The organism is Hylemonella sp. GW821-FHT10B10, from assembly GCF_059415585.1.
In genome coordinates, this window is sequence record NZ_JBWKNN010000001.1 from 826505 (window position 1) to 843728 (window position 17224).

General features: G+C 65.8%; 16 protein-coding genes. 8 read left to right on the forward strand and 8 right to left on the reverse strand.

Annotated features, from left to right (window positions below):
* Positions 1 to 25: 25 nt before the first annotated feature.
* The 7 genes from AC07NT_RS04060 to AC07NT_RS04090 form a co-directional block, all read right to left on the reverse strand.
* Positions 26 to 490 (reverse strand): MarR family winged helix-turn-helix transcriptional regulator, encoded by a 465-nt coding sequence (locus AC07NT_RS04060; RefSeq protein ID WP_498597708.1) that lies wholly within the window; start codon positions 488 to 490, stop codon positions 26 to 28.
* A gap of 4 nt (positions 491 to 494) precedes the next feature.
* Positions 495 to 2189 carry an acyl-CoA dehydrogenase family protein gene (locus AC07NT_RS04065; RefSeq protein WP_498597707.1) on the reverse strand — a complete coding sequence of 565 codons (1695 nt, stop codon included), beginning with the start codon at positions 2187 to 2189 and terminating at the stop codon, positions 495 to 497.
* Between the two features lie 8 nt (positions 2190 to 2197).
* The gene (locus tag AC07NT_RS04070; RefSeq protein WP_498597706.1) at positions 2198 to 3916 is read right to left on the reverse strand and encodes a tannase/feruloyl esterase family alpha/beta hydrolase; all 1719 of its coding nucleotides are present in this window, start codon (positions 3914 to 3916) and stop codon (positions 2198 to 2200) included.
* A gap of 133 nt (positions 3917 to 4049) precedes the next feature.
* Positions 4050 to 5039, reverse strand: a complete 990-nt coding sequence (locus tag AC07NT_RS04075) for a tripartite tricarboxylate transporter substrate-binding protein (protein ID WP_498597705.1) — start codon at positions 5037 to 5039, stop codon at positions 4050 to 4052.
* Positions 5040 to 5092: 53 nt separating this feature from the next.
* On the reverse strand, positions 5093 to 5857 hold the full coding sequence (locus tag AC07NT_RS04080; protein WP_498597704.1) for an SDR family NAD(P)-dependent oxidoreductase: 765 nt from the start codon (positions 5855 to 5857) through the stop codon (positions 5093 to 5095).
* A gap of 11 nt (positions 5858 to 5868) precedes the next feature.
* Positions 5869 to 7743, reverse strand: coding sequence for a feruloyl-CoA synthase (locus tag AC07NT_RS04085; RefSeq protein WP_498597703.1), 1875 nt, complete (start codon positions 7741 to 7743; stop codon positions 5869 to 5871).
* Positions 7744 to 7767: 24 nt separating this feature from the next.
* Entirely contained in the window at positions 7768 to 8550 is a 783-nt protein-coding gene (locus AC07NT_RS04090; RefSeq protein ID WP_498597702.1) for a crotonase/enoyl-CoA hydratase family protein, read from the reverse strand.
* 124 nt (positions 8551 to 8674) lie between these two features.
* Between AC07NT_RS04090 and AC07NT_RS04095 the strand changes: the two genes are divergently transcribed.
* Together AC07NT_RS04095 and AC07NT_RS04100 are read left to right on the forward strand one after the other, a co-directional pair.
* Entirely contained in the window at positions 8675 to 9538 is an 864-nt protein-coding gene (locus AC07NT_RS04095; protein ID WP_498597701.1) for an amidohydrolase family protein, read from the forward strand.
* A 78-nt stretch (positions 9539 to 9616) separates the two neighbouring features.
* Positions 9617 to 9898, forward strand: coding sequence for a late competence development ComFB family protein (locus AC07NT_RS04100; protein WP_498597700.1), 282 nt, complete (start codon positions 9617 to 9619; stop codon positions 9896 to 9898).
* 46 nt (positions 9899 to 9944) lie between these two features.
* On the opposite strand, the gene AC07NT_RS04105 is transcribed toward AC07NT_RS04100, so the two are convergent.
* Complete coding sequence (locus AC07NT_RS04105; RefSeq protein ID WP_498597699.1) at positions 9945 to 11072, reverse strand: 5-methyltetrahydropteroyltriglutamate--homocysteine S-methyltransferase; 1128 nt, start codon at positions 11070 to 11072, stop codon at positions 9945 to 9947.
* Positions 11073 to 11275: 203 nt separating this feature from the next.
* Here AC07NT_RS04105 and AC07NT_RS04110 point away from each other — a divergent pair, with 203 nt between their 5' ends.
* The 6 genes from AC07NT_RS04110 to AC07NT_RS04135 all read left to right on the forward strand — a co-directional run bounded on the left by AC07NT_RS04110 (position 11276) and on the right by AC07NT_RS04135 (position 17208).
* Positions 11276 to 12424 (forward strand): ABC transporter substrate-binding protein, encoded by a 1149-nt coding sequence (locus AC07NT_RS04110; protein ID WP_498597698.1) that lies wholly within the window; start codon positions 11276 to 11278, stop codon positions 12422 to 12424.
* Positions 12425 to 12658: 234 nt separating this feature from the next.
* Positions 12659 to 13834, forward strand: a complete 1176-nt coding sequence (locus AC07NT_RS04115; RefSeq protein WP_498597697.1) for an ABC transporter substrate-binding protein — start codon at positions 12659 to 12661, stop codon at positions 13832 to 13834.
* A 75-nt stretch (positions 13835 to 13909) separates the two neighbouring features.
* Positions 13910 to 14785 carry a branched-chain amino acid ABC transporter permease gene (locus AC07NT_RS04120; protein ID WP_498597696.1) on the forward strand — a complete coding sequence of 292 codons (876 nt, stop codon included), beginning with the start codon at positions 13910 to 13912 and terminating at the stop codon, positions 14783 to 14785.
* Positions 14782 to 15744 (forward strand): branched-chain amino acid ABC transporter permease, encoded by a 963-nt coding sequence (locus AC07NT_RS04125; RefSeq protein ID WP_498597695.1) that lies wholly within the window; start codon positions 14782 to 14784, stop codon positions 15742 to 15744. Before AC07NT_RS04120 ends, AC07NT_RS04125 begins: the two co-directional genes overlap by 4 nt.
* Entirely contained in the window at positions 15741 to 16511 is a 771-nt protein-coding gene (locus tag AC07NT_RS04130; protein WP_498597694.1) for an ABC transporter ATP-binding protein, read from the forward strand. Before AC07NT_RS04125 ends, AC07NT_RS04130 begins: the two co-directional genes overlap by 4 nt.
* Positions 16504 to 17208, forward strand: coding sequence for an ABC transporter ATP-binding protein (locus tag AC07NT_RS04135; protein WP_498597693.1), 705 nt, complete (start codon positions 16504 to 16506; stop codon positions 17206 to 17208). Before AC07NT_RS04130 ends, AC07NT_RS04135 begins: the two co-directional genes overlap by 8 nt.
* The last annotated feature ends 16 nt before the right edge of the window (positions 17209 to 17224 follow it).

A 17224-nucleotide genomic window follows, 5' to 3' on the forward strand; every position in this document is an offset into this window, starting at 1 on the left:
TCACCATGGAGCGTGACAAAAGTCGTCAAATATAAATTTTTTTGAGCAACTGCATCAGCGTCTTGCGCTCGGCCGGGCTGAGCCGGGCCGTGGCGGTCTCCTCCAGCTCGGAGGCCGTGGCTTCGGCCTGTTTCATCATCTTGCGACCCTCGGCCGTCAGGTGCAGTCCCATGGCACGGCCATCATGGGGGTGGGGCCGACGCGTGATGAGCTCGCGCCTTTGCAGCTGGCTGATCATGCCCACCAGATTGGGCGGCTGTATGTTGAGCGTGGTGCACAGCTGGCGCGAGGTGATGCCCGGGTTGTGCGCGATCAGCGAGAGCACCGAGAAATCCACCGGGCGCAGGCCGTAGACCGCCATGTTTCGCAGGAAGGCGTCGACGATGACCAGGGTGGCGCGTCGGGCGTTGTAGCCGACCAGGCCTTCCAGGTAGCTGGTGTCGACCTCTTCGACGGCGGTGTCCGGGGTGGGTTTGCGGCTGGTGGCCATGGTGTCATGCGGCGGGGCGCGCCGGGGCGGTTGTCTCGGTTTCCGAGATTTGTTGTTCGATGATCTGCAGGCGCAGGTTGAATTCTGGCAGTACCCAGAGCCGTAGGGCGCGTGCAGGAGCTTCCCACCGCGGCAGGCCGGTGGCCAGGCATGCGCCGGCCCAGCCCAGCAGGGCCAGGGCCAGGGCCTGCAGATAGTCATCGGCCACCCAATAGGGCAGGTCGGCGTGCGCGGCCGCAGCACGGCCCAGACGGTCCGTGGCCCTGCGCAGCTCATCGAAGCGCTGGGTGACTGCGGTCGGCAGCGGGCCTTCGGCGGCCAGCGTGTCGAGCAGCGCAGCCAGCGCTGCTCCCCCGTCGGGCAGCACCTTGCGCACCAGCAGGTCGATGGCCTGGATCTCGTTGGTGCCTTCGTAAATCATGGTCACGCGCGCGTCGCGCACGATCTGCTCGATACCCCATTCGCGTACATAACCGTGGCCGCCGAAGACCTGCAGGCAGGCGCTGGCGCCATGGAAGCCCTGGTTCGTCCAGGCGGCCTTGAGCACGGGCGTGACCAGGCTGCACCAGCGCTGTGCGGATTCCCGCCGTGCCGCATCGGGGTGGTGCTTGAGCATGTCGAGCTCAATGGCCGTGCGGTAGGCCAGCAGGCGGCCGCCATCGATCCAGGCGCGCTGCGTGGCGAGGATGCGCTGGATGGCCGGGTGGTCCTCGATCAGGCTGGTCTGTGTGGCGCCGGGCGCGCGCATCTGGCGCCGTTCCTGCGCATAGGCATGGGCCTTCTGCCAGGCGGCCTCGAGCAGGGCGATGCCCTGCAGGCCCACGTGCAGGCGGGCGGCGTTCATCATGACGAACATGGCGTTCAGGCCGCGGTGCGGCTCGCCTACGAGCCAGCCCGTGGCGTCCTCGAAGCGCAGCACGCAGGTGGGGCTGCCGTGCAGGCCCATCTTTTCTTCGATGCGCTCGCAATGCACCCCGTTGCGGCGGTCGTCGGGCAGCAGCTTGGGGACGAGAAACAGCGACAGGCCCTTGGGACCGGGCGGCGCATCGGGCAGACGGGCCAGCACGAAGTGCACGATGTTGTCGCTGAGGTCGTGCTCACCACCCGAGATGAAGATCTTGCCGCCGGACACAAGGTGGCTGCTGTCGGCCTGCGGCAGGGCTTTCGTGCGCACCAGGCCCAGGTCGCTGCCGGCCTGCGGTTCGGTGAGGCACATGGTGGCCAGCCACTCACCAGTGGCGATCTTTTCCAGGTAGCGGGTTTTCAGCTCCGTGCTGCCGTGGTGCTTGAGGCATTCGTAGGCGCCGTGCAGCAGGCCGGGCGCCATGGTCCAGCCGTGGTTGGCCGCGCTCAGCATCTCATAGAGCACGGCCTCCAGCACAGCGGGCAGGCCCTGGCCACCGTCCTCGGGGGCGCAGGCCAGCGCGGGCCAGCCTGCCTGCCAGAAGGCCCGGTAGGCATCACGAAACCCCGGGGGCATGGTGACCTGTCCGCGTTCGAAGCGGGCACCAATCTCATCACCCACGCGTTGCAGCGGCGCGATCTCGCTGGCAACGAACTTGCCGGCTTCTTCCAGCACCTGCTGCATGAGTGCAGCGTCCACTTCGGCAAAAGCGGGGAGGGCCTGCAACTGGGTGGGGGCATCCAGCACGCCCATCAGCAAGCGCTGGATGTCTTCGAGCGGGGGGCGGTAGTCCATCGGCGAGCTTATTGGCAAACGAAGCTGCCGGCTTCTTCCAGCGAACCTTCGCCCTTGTAGCGGGCCACGGCCGGGTAGGCGCACAGGGGGCGGCTGCGGGTGGCAGACCAGTCCTGCGGCAGCTCGGCGTTGACGCCGCCCGCATTGCCTGCGCCGCGCGCCGTCGCCGGTACACCCTGAGGTGCCAAGCCCTGTTCCACCCACTGCACCAGGGGGCCGAGCAGGTCGAACTGGTCGGTGGCCGGGCCGCCGCTGCAGTGGTTCATGCCGGGCACGGGGAAGTAGCGGGCGAAATCGTCGACCGGGCCGCCCAGGGCCTTGCCCAGGGCTCCGATCCACTGCCGGGTGTCTTCGGCCGAGAACACCGCATCGCTCACGCCGTGGTAGAGCAGCATCTTGGCGCCACGTGCGCGCAACGGGGCCAGGTTGGCTGGCTGCTCATGGCCGGGCGGTGTCATGAGCGACAGGCCCGATTCCTTGTAGGTTGCATCGGTGGCGTTGAACAGCGCCAGCCGCGCACCCAGGTCTTCCTTGAGCGGATCGACCCGGCCCGGCGGGACGCTGAACACCGTGCCTACCGACAGCGGGTCCAGTGCCAGCGAGTTCACGAACTTCCAGGTGCCCCAGTTGGCGCCGACGAGGCCGCTGTCATAGGGGAAGGGTGCGTACAGCGGCTGGCCGCTGCTGCTGCGCGCGCCGCTGAAGAGTGTGCCCAGCACTTGTTTCTGCGCGGCACTCAGGCACTGGCCATTGCGCTCGCCGCTGCAGCTGGGCACATCGGTCTGCAGATTGAAGCGGGCCTGGCAGGCCTGCACGTCCAGCACCATGCCGTCGCGCGCGCCGTCCAGGGCGTCGCACTTGGCCAGGATGGCCTGGGCCACGGTCTGGCGCTCCTGCGGCGTGAAGGCGCTGCTCAGATCAGGGATGCGCCCCTGCGGGGCCAAGGGGTGGGGCGTGGTAGCGCCCGGCGTGGCCAGGGCGCTGAATTGCTGCGCGCCCCAGAGCTGGGCCAGGGCGGCCCGGGGCAGGCGGTAGCCGGGCGCGCCGATCAGGTAACCGTCGTACTGCTCACCCAGGCGCGCCGCGGTCACCATGGCGTGGCGTCCACCGTTCGAACAGCCGCCGATGTAGGAGCGGTCCGGCCCCTTGCCATAGGCGGTGCGGATCAGGTCCTTGGCCATGGGCGTGAGCTTGGCCACGGCCTGGTAGCCGTAGTCCAGGCGGGCCTGGGGCTCGAGCCCGAAGTAGGGCGTCTGTGCGCCGGTGTGGCCGGCGTCCGAACTGATGACGGCAAAACCCTGGAACAGCGCGCCGCTCAGTGGTCCGCCGCCCAATGCGCCGAGCGCGGGCTGCACATTGCCGTCCAGTCCGCCGTTGCCTTGGTAATAGAAACGTCCATTCCAGGCCTGGGGCAGGCGCATCTCGAAACCGATGGCGTAGTCGCGCCCGTCGCTGCCCTTGCGCTTGTGCATGCTGCCCTTGACCAGACAGTGGGCCGGCATGGGCTGCGTACCCTGCTTGAGCGCGCCCTCGGTCACCGCCGTCACCGCATCGATCTGCGTCTGCTCATGACGGAAGCCGGCCAGCAGGCCCTCGCAGGTCTGCAGCAGGGCGCCGCGACTGGCGCCCAGGACCGGCGGGGAGGCAACCGGCTGGGTGCTGCTGCAGGAGGCCAGCAGCAGCGCGGCCGGCACGAGCAGCAGAAGGGGGTAGGGGCGATGCTTCATGGGACGACTCCAGAAGGTCAGGGTTCAAGGCACGATTGGAGCGCAAACGCCCCGACCCGCCGGTGGGCGGATGAAGGCGCTTGCAGCATTCGGGGCGAGGGACCTGCGGGCCGCTAGGGCGGTCCGCAGACCTTCAGGATTCGGCCGTGAAGCCGATCTGCTTGACCAGCGGTCCCCAGCGCTCGTACTCGGCCTTTTGGTCCGCGGCCATCTCCTGCGGCGTGCTGCCGTGGGCGACCAGGCCGACCGTTGCCAGGGCGTCAACCACGGTCTTGTCCTTCAGCGCGGCCATGATGGCAGCGTTGGCCGTGGCGATGGTGGCTGCCGGCGTCTTGGCCGGCGCGTAGAAGCCGAACCATTCCTCCGAGGTCACGTCGGGGTAGCCGAGTTCGGTGAAGGTCGGCACGTCGGGCAGGAAGGGCGATCGCTTCTTGCCCGATGTGGCGAGCACGCGCACCTTGCCGGTCTTCATGTGCTGCAGGTAGTCGCCGCTGGGGTTCATCGCGGCGGCGATCTGGCCACCGACCAGGTCGGTGATGCTGGGCACCGTGCCGCGATAGGGCACTTGCTTGAGTTCCACGCCAGCGCGCAGGCCCAGCAGCGCACCCAGCAGGTGGGGCATGGAGCCGGCACCTGGCGTGCCGTAGTTGGCCTGTCCGGGATTGGCCTTGGCCCAGGCGAGGAAGTCCTTCAGCGTCTTGACCTCGGCCGGCACGGCCGGGCCCACGGCCAGGCCGTGGAACATGATGGCGCCGATGGACACCTGGGTCACGTCTTCCGGCTTGTACGCCAGCTTGGGGTAGATGTAGGGATACACGGTCAGGGCCGAGACCGGCGCCAGGGCCAGCACCGAGCCGTCGGCGGGTGAGTTCTTCAGCGTTTCGACGGCGATGCGGCCGCCGGCACCCGGCTTGTTTTCCACAAAGCCGGGCGTCTTGCTGTAAGGCGTGCCGCCGATTTTTTCAGCGACGCGGCGTGCCACGCTGTCGCCAGCGCTGCCGGCGGGGAAGCCATAGAAGATCTTGACCTGGTCAATGAGCTGGGCCAGGGCGGCGTAAGGCGTGAGCGCGCCCAGCGCGGTGGCGCTGGCGGCGGCCTGGACGAAAGTGCGACGTTGCATCATGGTTTGTCTCCTGTGCAGTGGTTGGTGGTGGGGAACGGGAACGAAAAAGGGTTTCAGCGCGGCGCCATGCGCAGCGCGCCATCCAGGCGGATCACCTCGCCATTGAGGTGACCATTGGTGACAACGTGGGCTGCGAGCTGGGCGAACTCTTCGGGGTGGCCCAGGCGCTTGGGGAAGGGGATGGAGGCGGCCAGCGAGGCCTGTACTTCCTCGGGCAACTCCTTCATGAGCGGCGTGGCGAAGAGGCCGGGTGCCACGGTACAGACGCGGATGCCGTGCTGGGCCAGGTCGCGCGCCATGGGCAGGGTCATGCCGACCAGGCCGCCCTTCGATGCGCTGTAGGCCTGCTGGCCGACCTGGCCGTCGAAGGCGGCGACCGAGGCGGTGAACATCATCACACCGCGCTCGCCGTCGTCCAGCGGTGGCAAGGCCACGCAGGCGGCCGCGAACAGGCGGCTGATGTTGTAGCTGCCGATCAGGTTGACGTTGACCACACGCGTGAAGTCTTCCAGCGGTGCGGGCTTGCCGTCCTTGCCGACGATGCGCTTGGCCGAGCCGATGCCGGCGATGTTCATGAGGATGCGCGCCGGGCCGTGGGCGGCAGCGGCCTTGGCCAGCGCGGCGGTGACGCTATCGGTGCTGGTGATGTCGCAGACGCAGGCGATGCCACCAATCTCGGCGGCCACTTTCTCGGCCAGTGCTGCATTGACGTCGAGTACCGCGACCTTGGCGCCCAGACGGGCCAGCTCACGCGCCGTGGCTTCCCCGAGGCCGGAGGCGCCGCCGGTGACGAGTGCTGCTTGTCCTTCAATCTTCATGGTGTGTGGTCTCAGGCTTGCGGTTGGAGAATGCCGGGGGCGCTGCCATCGTGCAGGGCCTGCACGAGCGCATCGCGGTGCTTGAGCACGGCACGCTGATTGATCGAGCCCTTGTCCGTGACCTCACCCTTGTCGATCGAGGGCGGTTCGGCCAGCAGCAGAGCGCGCGCAATGCGGTTGGCGCTGCCGGTGGCCTGGCGGGCCAGTTCGTTGATGACGGCCTGCAGGCGGTCGCGCACCGGAGCACTGGCCAGCACGGCTTCCCACGATGCATCGGCCGGCAGGCCGCTGACAGCGCGGCAGGCGGGCGAGGGGAAGATCAGCGCGCCGACTTCTTTCATGTTCAGGCCCGTCAGTACCACGTCCTGCACATAGGGCGCGCCGGTCACGATGATTTTGGCGCGCATGGGGCCCACGCTCACGAAGGTGCCGGTGGCGAGCTTGAAGTCCTCGGCAATACGACCGTCGAATTTCAGGCCGCGGTGGATGTCCTGCGGGTCGATCCACTGAACGGCGTCGCCGGTGCATAGATACCCTTCTTCGTCGAAGGTCTCGCGCGTTGCCTGCTCGGAGCGCCAGTAGCCGGGTGTGACGTTCGGGCCCTTGTAGCGCACCTCGGTCTTGCCATCCACCTCGACCAGCTTGAGGGTCATGCCGGGCACGGGCGCGCCGATGTCGCCGGCCTTGACGTTGGGGCTGTTGGTGAACATGGCCGAGGGGGCAGATTCGGTCATGCCCAGGCCGGTGGCCATGACGATGCGCTCGCCGACTTCGGCTTCGGCGGTCTGGTGCAGGCTGTCCCACACCGGCTGGGCCAGACCGGCGCCCGAGTAGAAGAACATGCGCACGCGCGAGAGCAGCTTCTTGCGCAGTGCCTCATCCGTCTTCATGGCCTGGGCGATCATCTCGAAGCCCGTGGGCACGTTGAAGTACAGCGTGGGGGCGATCTCGCGAAGGTTGCGCAGGGTCTCGCCGATCAGCGCGGCCGTGGGCTTGCCGTCGTCGATGTAGAGCGTGCCGCCGTGTTTCAGCGTCAGGCCCACGTTGTGGTTACCGCCGAAGGTGTGGTTCCAGGGCAGCCAGTCCACGAAGATCGGCGGGGCCTCGGCGATGACGGGCATGGACAGCGTGATCTGCTGCAGGTTGGCGCACCACATGCGGTGGGTGTTGATCACCGGCTTGGGCATCTTGGTCGAGCCCGAGGTGAAGAGAAACTTGGCGATGGTGTCGGGGCGCACGGCGTGCATGGCCGTGTCCACCGTGGCTGTGGCGACGGTCTCGCGCAATGCGGAGAAGGGCGTGGTCTGGCGTCCTTCGATGCTGCCCTGGGCGAGCGCGACTTCCACATCGCTGCCCACGGTGGCGGTGACGGCGCGGCCATAACGCGCACCGTCGGCGGCGAACACGAGCCCCGGGGTCAGGGTGTCCAGCACGTGCCTGAGCTTGTCGTAATCCTGGCTCACAGTGGCATAAGCCGGGGAGACCGGGCAGTAGGGCACGCCGGCGTAGATGCAGCCCAGCGACAGCATGGCGTGTTCCAGCGTGTTCTCGCTCAGGATCACCACGGGGCGTTCGGCGCTGAGCTTGCGGTCCAGCAGGGCCTGGCCGATGCGGCGCGCGGCATCGAGCGCCTGCGCGTAGCTGATGCGCTGCCACTCGCCGGTACGGCCCTCGCCCAGCTGCTCGCGGCGGGCCATGAAGGTGCGCTCGGGCTCGGCCTCGGCCCAGTGGACCAGGAAGTCGCTCAGGCGCCGGGCGTAGGCGCCCAGCGGCAGTTCGGCCTGCACATAGCGGGTGCCGGGCTTGCCGTCGCGCACCTGCACACGGGTCACGCCGAAGGGCACCGGGCGGTAGCGCGGGGCGGTTGTTGTCTTTGTCTCGCTCATGGGTCGTTCGTATCCGGGAAGATGTCAGCCCTTGCTGACCTTGGCGGCCTTGCCGTCCAGGAAGGCGCGTACGCGTTGTTTGGCCTCGGGGGCGCTCTGGGCGATGGCGGCCATCATGGCTTCGGTCAGGAAACCCTGGTCGGCCGGCTGCTCGGCGATGCGCGGCAGGGCGTGGATCAGGGCGTAATTGGTGAGAGGGGCGTTCTGCGCCACGCGCTGGGCCAGCTCGAAGGCCTTGTCGAAGGCCGTGCCCTGCGGCACCAGGTACTGGGCCATGCCGATCTTTTCGCCGTCGGCCGCGTTGTAGACACGGCCGGTCAGCATCATGTCGGCCATGCGGGAGGCACCGATCAGGCGCGGGATGCGCACCGCGCCGCCGCCGCCGACGAAGATGCCGCGCGAGCCCTCAGGCAGGGCGTAGAAGGTGGACTCATCGGCCACGCGGATATGGCAGGCGCTGGCCAGCTCGAGGCCGCCGCCCACTACCGCGCCGTGCAGCGCGGCGATCACGGGCACCGGGCCATACTGCACGCGCTCCAGCGCCGCATGCCACATGCGGGAATGGTGCAGGCCCTGGCCGGCGTCGCGTTCTTTCAGTTCACTGAGGTCCAGGCCAGCGCAGAAATGCTCGCCCTCACCGTCGATCACGGCGGCGCGCACGCCTTCGGGCAGGTTCTCGAACAGGTCACGGATGGCCAAGATCAGTGCGTCGTTGAGCGCATTGCGCTTGGCGGGTCGCGTCAGGCGAATGACAGCAACTTCCTGCTGCTCGCCGCGGCGCTCGAAATGGAGGTCGGGGTTCTTCATATTGCGTTTCTTTCTGGAATCGATTATGGTTATGAAATATAACCAATTCAAGCGAGCGACACTCGCTTTTCATCAGTGTTTACCCTAGGATGTTGAGCTCGGCATCCCCCGCCAGGAGACGGTCATGGACCACAAGAACCTCATCGCCATCGATGTCCACACGCATGCTGAAGTCAGCTGCTGGAACCCTTTCGACAACTACGGCGAGGAGTACGACCGCGCGGCGGACAAGTACTTCCGTTCCAACCGCCGCCCGACCATAGCCGAGACCATCGCCTACTACCGCGAACGCAAGATCGGCCTGATCATGTTCACGGTAGACAGTGAGTCCCAGCTGGGCCGCCGCCGTATCCCGAACGAGGAGATCGCCGAGGCGGCCAAGGCCAACAGCGACATGATGATGGCCTTCGCCAGCATCGACCCGCACAAGGGCAAGATGGGCGCGCGCGAGGCGCGCCGCCTGATCGAGGAGCACGGCGTCAAGGGCTTCAAGTTCCACCCCACGGTGCAGGGCTACCACCCCTACGACAAGATGGCCTGGCCCATCTATGAAGTGATCGCCGAGTACAAGATGCCGGCCATCTTCCACACCGGCCACAGCGGCATCGGCAGCGGCATGCGCTGCGGCGGCGGCCTGCGTCTGGAGTACAGCAACCCCATGCACCTGGACGATGTGGCCATCAGCTTCCCCGACATGCAGATCGTGATGGCGCATCCGAGCTTCCCCTGGCAGGACGAGGCCCTGTCGGTCGCCACACACAAGCCCAACGTCTGGATTGACCTGTCCGGCTGGAGCCCCAAGTACTTCCCCAAGCAGCTCGTGCAGTACGCCAACACCTTGCTGAAGGACCGCATCCTGTTCGGTTCGGACTATCCGCTGATCACACCCGAGCGCTGGATGAAGGACTTCGAGGAAGCCGGCTTCAAGCCTGAGGTCATGCCCGGCATCCTCAAGGGCAATGCGGTGCGCCTATTGGGTCTGAGCTGAGGTAGCGTTGAGGCGCGCGGCCTTGTCAGGCCGCGCGGGAACTGCTAAGGTCACCGGCAGTTCCCCTGGAGATTTTCCATGATCAGCAATTTCGAGCAGGTCCACAACTACTACGAACGCCTGGTGTTCGAGGAAGTGCTGCGCCGTGCCCCCCGCTGGCCGGGCATGACCCCCGACATGCTGGCCGACGTGGCCTGCGTGGCGCTCAACCGGCTGCCTGCGCGGTATGTGCGGCATGACGTGGACTTGATGTTCTACCTGACCGAGCACGAGCGCCATGCCATCGAACTTTCGCTCGAAGCAGCGATGGACTTCGGCTACAACTTCGTCAAGGACCGCGCGGCCAAGGCCAGCGCATAAAAAAGGGCGGCCTGCAGGCCGCCCCCGTTCCGGTCAGGACCTGGTATCAGGCCTTGCCCCACACCTCCTGGGCCGTTTCCACCACCAGTCGCAGCTTGGCGCGCTGGTCTTCCACGGCGATGTCATTGCCGTGCACCGTGCTGGAGAAACCGCACTGCGGTGACAGGCAGAGCTGGTCCATGGCGACGTACTTGGCGGCCTCGTCGATACGGCGCTTGAGTTCGTCCTTGGTTTCGAGCTTGCCGAACTTGGTGGTCACCAGGCCCAGCACCACGATCTTGCCCGGGGCGAGGAAACGCAGGGGGCGGAAGTCGCCGCTGCGGTCGTCGTCGTACTCCAGGAAATAGGCGTCGAGGTTCATTTCCTTGAGCAGGGCTTCGGCCACCGGCTCGTAGTTGCCCGAGGCGGCATGCGTGCTCTTGAAGTTGCCGCGGCACAAGTGCATGGCCAGGGTCATGCCGGCCGGCTTCTGGGCCACGACCTTGTTGATGAACATGGCATAACGGTGCGGCAGTTCATTGGGGTCGTCACCGCGCTGGCGGGCGGCTTCGCGCATCTTGTCGTCGCACAGATAAGCCAGGTTGGTGTCATCCATCTGCACGTAGCTGCAACCGGCAGCGGCCAGGCTGCGCAGCTCGTCGCCATAGGCCTTGGCCACGTCATCGTAGAAGGCGGGGTCCAGCTCGGGGTAGTGCTCCTTGCTGATGCCGGCACGGCCGCCACGGAAATGCAGCATGGTGGGCGAGGGGATGGTGACCTTGGCCACGCTGCCGCGGCCGGGGCTGATCTGGCTCTTGAGGTATTCGAAGTCGGCGCGCTGGATGTCCTTGACGTGGCGCACCTTGTCGATCACGCGCATCACCGGGGGCGCCAGCTCCTTGGTGCCGTCAGGCTTGACGATGGTGACCGGCACGTCGGTGCGCACGCCGCCGATCTGCTCCAGGAAGTCGATGTGGAAGTAGGTGCGGCGGAACTCACCGTCGGTGATGCTCTGCAGGCCCACGTCTTCCTGGAACTTGACGATCTCGGTGATGGCCTTGTCTTCGACCTTGCGCAGCTGTTCAGCCGTGATTTCACCCTTGGCTTTCTGCTCACGGGCCTCCAGCAGGTATTTGGGGCGCAGGAAGCTGCCGACATGGTCGGCGCGGAAGGGGGGCGTGGTACGTAGCGTCACGGGTGGTTCTCCTCTAGTGAATATGATTCTGGGCGAGAATGCGTCCTGCACATTCAGGATACGGATTATTAGACAGGAACCGGGTCTACATACCGTACCAGGTGTCAGAAAATTCACACGGATCCCGCACAAAGACTCCCGTTTGCCATCCAAATGTCGTATCTTGTCAGGTGAAATTGAGTATCACGAAAAGGAAGGCGGCGATGAAAGCCATGTACAAGATCAACCGGTGTTTCGCTTCCCTGCTGCTGGGGCTGGCGGGTGTGTTCGGCGCATGGCAGGGCGTACAGGCCCAGGACATCGTGATCGGCCAGATAGGGCCTTTTTCGGGCCTGCCGGCGCCCGATGCGCCGCAGATCAACCAGGGCGCCAAGGCCTATTTCGCCCAGCTCAACAAGGCTGGCGGCATCAACGGGCGCAAGGTCAGCTTCTTCGAGCTGGACGACACCTACAAGCCCGACGGCTTCGTGGCAGCGTTTGAGCAGGCCATGCAGCGCAAGCCCGTGGCGCTGATTTCCCCGGTCGGCTCGGCGTCGCTACAGCGCATGTTCGCCGACAAGCTGCTGGACAAACACGACGTTGTCATGATGAATGCCGTGCCTGGGGCTGAGGCCTTCCGCAGTCCCGGGCACCCGCGCCTGTTCCACGTGCGGGCCGGCGATAAGCAGCAGATCGAGAAGATCGTGAACCACGCCCGCACGCTGGGCATCGTCAAGCTGGCCGTGATGCACCAGGACATCCCGATGGGAACGGGGGGCGTCAAGGTGGTGGCGGACGAGGCGGCGCGTCTCACGGGCATGGACGTCAAGGGTTACCAGTCCGTCTTCAAGCCCGAAGATCAGGCCAAGGCGGCCGAAGAGGTCTTCAAGTCCAGCCCCCAGGGCGTCATCGTGATCGGTGCCCCGCCCTTCACGGCGAACAGCGTGGCGGCCCTGCGCAAGGCCGGTGTGAGCCAATCTATCTTCGTGCTGGCCGATACGGCACCTGGCATGCTGGCCAAGGTGGCCACGCCCGAGCTGGCGCGGGGTGTGGGTGTGGCCCAGATCTACCCGAACCCCAATGGCAAGACCAAGACCCTGATACGGGATTTCCAGACGGCCATGAAGGCGGCCTATCCCGACCTCCCGTCCTACGCCGCGTTCCATATGGAGGGGTATCTGTCAGCGCGCATCCTCGCCGAGGGCCTGAAGCGCATCCGTGGTGAGATCACTCCGGCGGCCCTGGCCAAGAGCTTGCAGGCCATGGGGGAGATCGACTTCGACGGTTATCGCATCGACTTCTCCAAGAGCAATGCCGGCAGCCGTTATGTGGACATTGCCGTCATGGACCAGGAAGGTCGGCTGCGTTATTGAACGGTCACCTGCAGGATGATGGTGTCACAGGGCCCGCGGGGCCCTGTGTTCGTTTATGCTTCAGATGGCTGTCCATAAGATATGTCGTTTTGCTATATCTATCAGTCCGAAACTTGACTTGCGCGCCATCTGGTTTGAGGCGAAAGTAATGCACCTTCGCGTACGAGGACAGGGCTTGCTCCTGCGAGCTTCCGGCGGCGTGAGTGGGGCGATAAAACCTATTAGGAGTCTTTCATGAAAAAGCGTGTGTTTCTGAGCGCGTCCGTTCTGGCATTGGCGGTAACGGCTTCCTCGGCCGTGCTGGCCCAGGACAACACCTTCAAGATCGGCCTGATCCTGCCGATGACGGGCCAGCAGGCTTCCACCGGTCGCCAGATCGAAGCGGCCGCCAAGCTGTACATGGCCCAGCACGGTGACACCGTCGCCGGAAAGAAGGTCCAGCTGATCATCAAGGACGACACCAGCGTGCCGGACGTGACCAAGCGCATGGCCCAGGAACTGGTCGTGAACGACAAGGTCAATGTGCTGGCCGGTTTCGGCATCACGCCCTCGGCATTTGCCACGGCACCAATTGCCACCCAGTCGAAGACCCCGATGGTGGTGATGGCCGCTGGCACGTCCAGCATCACCCAGTCTTCCCCCTACATCGTGCGCACCAGCTTCACGCTGGCGCAGTCTTCGGTCGCCATGGCCGACTGGACGATGGCCAAGGGCGGCATCAAGAAGGTCGTGACTCTCGTCAGCGACTACGGCCCGGGCCACGATGCCGAGAAGTACTTCAAGGACCGCTACATCTTCAATGGCGGCACTGTGATCGAATCCCTGCGTGTACCCATGCGCAATCCCGACTTCGCCCCCTTCCTGCAGAAGGTGCGTGACGCCAAGCCCGACGGCCTCTTCGTCTTCGTGCCCTCGGGCGCCGGCGCGGCCGTCATGAAGCAGTTCCTGGAGCGCGGCATGGACAAGGCCGGCATCAAGCTGATCGGCCCGGGCGACATCACCGATGACGACCAGCTCAACGACATGGGCGATGGCGCCCTGGGCGTGGTGACGGCCCACCTTTATTCGGCGGCCCACCCCTCGCCGACCAACAAGAAGTTCGTCGAAGCCTTCAAGAAGGCCAACAAGGGCATGCGCCCGAACTTCATGGCCGTGGGCGGTTATGACGGCATGCACCTGATCTACACGGCGCTCAAGAACAGCAAGGGCCAGGGCGGTGGCGACGGCCTGCTGGCCGCCATGAAGGGCCAGGTCTGGGAAAGCCCGCGCGGTCCCATGTTCATCGACGCACAGACCCGCGACGTCGTGCAGAACATCTACCTGCGCAAGGTGGAGAAGCAGGGCGGCGAACTGTACAACGTGGAATTTGACGTCATCAAGGACGTCAAGGACCCCGGCAAGGACAAATAAGCGGCCAAGCAGCAATGGGCGCCACCAGTCAGGGTGGCGCCCATGTTTTTTGTACTGACCTGACAGACCGAGCTCATGCTGACAATACTTTTTGATGGCATTGCCTATGGCATGCTGCTCTTCATCCTCGCGGTCGGCCTGTCCGTGACGATGGGGCTGATGAACTTCATCAACCTGGCCCACGGCGCTTTTGCGATGGTGGGCGGTTACATCACCGTCTTGCTGATGCAGCGCATGGACGTGCCCTTCCTGCTGTGCCTGCCCATCGCCTTTTTCGGCGTGGCCCTGCTGGGTGCCGTGCTCGAGCGCACGCTGTACCGTCCCATGTACAGCCGGCCCCACCTGGAGCAGGTGCTGTTCTCCATCGGCCTGACCTTCATGGCCGTGGCGACCATGGACTACTTCATGACCTCCAGCCAGCAGATCGTGCAGCTGCCCGAGTGGATCAAGGGCCGCACCGAGATCGGCGAGGGCGCCTGGATGCTGGGCATGGGGCACTATCGTCTTTTCATCGTCGCCATCTGCGCGGCCCTGACCATCGCATTGCAGTACATCCTGGCCAAGACCCGTTTCGGCAGCCGCCTGCGCGCCTCTGTGGACGACCAGCGCGTGGCCGCGGGCCTGGGTATCAATGTCAACGTGGTGTTCCTGCTGACCTTTGCGGTCGGCTCCGGCCTGGCCGGACTGGGCGGTGCCCTGGGCGCCGAGGTGCTGGGGCTGGACCCGTCCTTCCCCCTGAAGAACATGATCTATTTCCTGATCGTGGTGGCCGTCGGTGGCACCTCGTCCATCACCGGCCCGTTGCTGGCGGCCCTGCTGCTGGGCATTGCCGACGTGGCCGGCAAGTACTACATCCCGCGCTTCGGCGCCTTCATCGTCTACTTCCTGATGATCGTGATCCTGATCTGGCGTCCCCAGGGCCTGTTCGTGCGCAAGGGGGGCAAGGCATGAAAAACGCAATGCAATCCCTGCACGACCTGCAGCGCTGGAAGCTCTGGGAGCCCGTGCTGTGGCTGCTGGCCCTGGCCTCGCCCTGGCTGCTGTCCACCCATGCGCTCATCATCAACGAGATCGCCATCGTCGCGCTGTTCGCGGTGTCCCTGGACCTGATCCTGGGTTACGCGGGCATTGTCTCGCTGGGCCATGCCGCCTTCTTCGGCATGGGCGCCTATGCGGCCGCCCTGTTCGCCAAGCTGGTCATGCCCGATCCGCTGGTGGGCCTGGCCTTTGCCATCGCCGTGTCCACGCTGCTGGGCGCCGTCTGCTCGCTGACCATCATGCGCGGCACCGACCTCACGCGCCTCATGGTGACCATGGGCGTGGCCCTGATCCTGATGGAGCTGGCCAACAAGCTGGACATCACCGGCGGCGCCGACGGTCTGCAGGGCGTGATGATGGGACCGCTGCTCGGTCGTTTTGAATTCGACCTGCAGGGCCAGACGGCGGCGTGGTATTCGATCAGCGTGCTGCTGCTGCTTTTTGTGCTGGCGCGCAGGCTGGTGCACTCGCCGCTGGGCGGCACCCTCAAGGCCTTGCGTGACAACCGCCTGCGCGCCATGGCCATCGGCATTCCGGTGACCGCTCGCCTGGCTGTGATCTACACCATCGCCGCGGGCGTGGCCGGCGCGGCCGGCGGCCTGATGGCGCAGACCACGAGTTTTGCCTCGGTGGACCTGTTCGCCTTCGACCGCTCGGCCGATCTGATGCTGCTGGTGGTCATCGGCGGTACCGGCTGGCTGTATGGCGGTGTGGCCGGAGCCATCGTTTTCAAGCTGCTACAGGACTGGATTTCCTCCATCACCCCGCAGTACTGGACCTTCTGGATCGGCCTCTTCCTCGTCGTGCTGATGCTGGTCGGCCGTGAGCGCCTGATCCGTCCCTGGAACTGGTTCGGGGGCAAAAAGTCATGAGTTCTCCTGAAATCGTTCTCTCCGCGCAGAACCTGGTCAAGCGCTTCGGCGGCATCACGGCCACCGGCAACGTCAGCCTCAATCTGCACAAGGGCGCCCGTCATGCCCTGATCGGTCCCAATGGCGCCGGCAAGACCACGCTGATCAACCTGCTGACCGGCGTGCTGGAGCCTACCGAAGGCCGCATCCTGCTCGAAGGGCAGGACATCACGAACCTGGCGCCGCACCAGCGCGTGCGCCGCGGCATGGTGCGCACCTTCCAGATCAACCAGCTGTTCGATACGCTCACCCCGCTGGAAACTCTGGCGCTGACCGTTTCGCAGCAAAGCGGCCTGGGCACGCGCTGGTGGCAGCCGCTGGGCAAACGCCCGCAGGTCGTGGAGCGCTGCGAGCAGCTGCTCGAGCAATTCCACCTGACCGAGGTGATGAACCAGAAGACCAATGTGCTGGCCTACGGCAAGCGTCGCCTGCTGGAGATCGCCATCGCCCTGGCCTGCGAGCCGCGTGTGCTGCTGCTCGACGAGCCCGTGGCCGGCGTGCCCGCCGGCGAGCGCGAGGAACTGCTGCAGACCGTCGCGGCCCTGCCGGCCGATGTGTCGGTGCTCCTGATTGAACATGACATGGATCTCGTCTTCAGTTTTGCCAAACGCATGACCGTGCTGGTCAACGGCACCGTGCTCACCGAGGGTGACCCCGACACCATCGCCAACGACCCGCAGGTCAAGGCCGTGTACCTGGGCCATGGCGAGGAGGCCGCCCATGGCTGAACTTCTCAAGGTCGAGAACCTCAGTGCCGGCTACGGCGAGGCCGTGGTGCTGAACAATGTGTCGGTGAGCCTGGACCAGGGCAAGACCCTGGCCCTGCTGGGGCGCAACGGCACCGGCAAGACCACCTTCATGAACACCCTGGCCGGCGCCACGCGCCAGCATGGCGGCAGCATCACCTTCGATGGCGTGGCCCTGCACAAGGTGCCGCTGCACCTGCGCGCCCAGTCCGGCATCGGCTGGGTGCCGCAGGAACGCAATATCTTCAAGTCGCTCACGGTGGACGAGAACCTCACCGCCGTGGCGCGACTGGGTCCCTGGACGCCGGCGCGCGCCTACGAGATGTTCCCGCGCCTGGCCGAGCGCAAGACCAACCTGGGCACCCAGCTCTCGGGCGGCGAGCAGCAGATGCTGGCCGTGGCCCGCGCCCTGGTGCTCAACCCCAAGCTGCTGCTGCTGGACGAACCGCTCGAAGGCCTGGCGCCCATCATCGTGCAGGAGCTGCTGCGCGCCATTCGCCGCATCACGCGCGAAGAGGGCCTTTCGGCCATCATCGTCGAGCAGCATCCGCAGGCCATCCTGGCCATCTCGGATGTGGCCGCCGTACTGGACCGCGGCACCGTCGTGCATTCGGGCACGGCACAGTCCCTGCTGGACCAGCCCGAGCTGCTGGACCGTTTGCTGGGTGTGGCGCGCTGAGCGCCGCCCCTCGCCA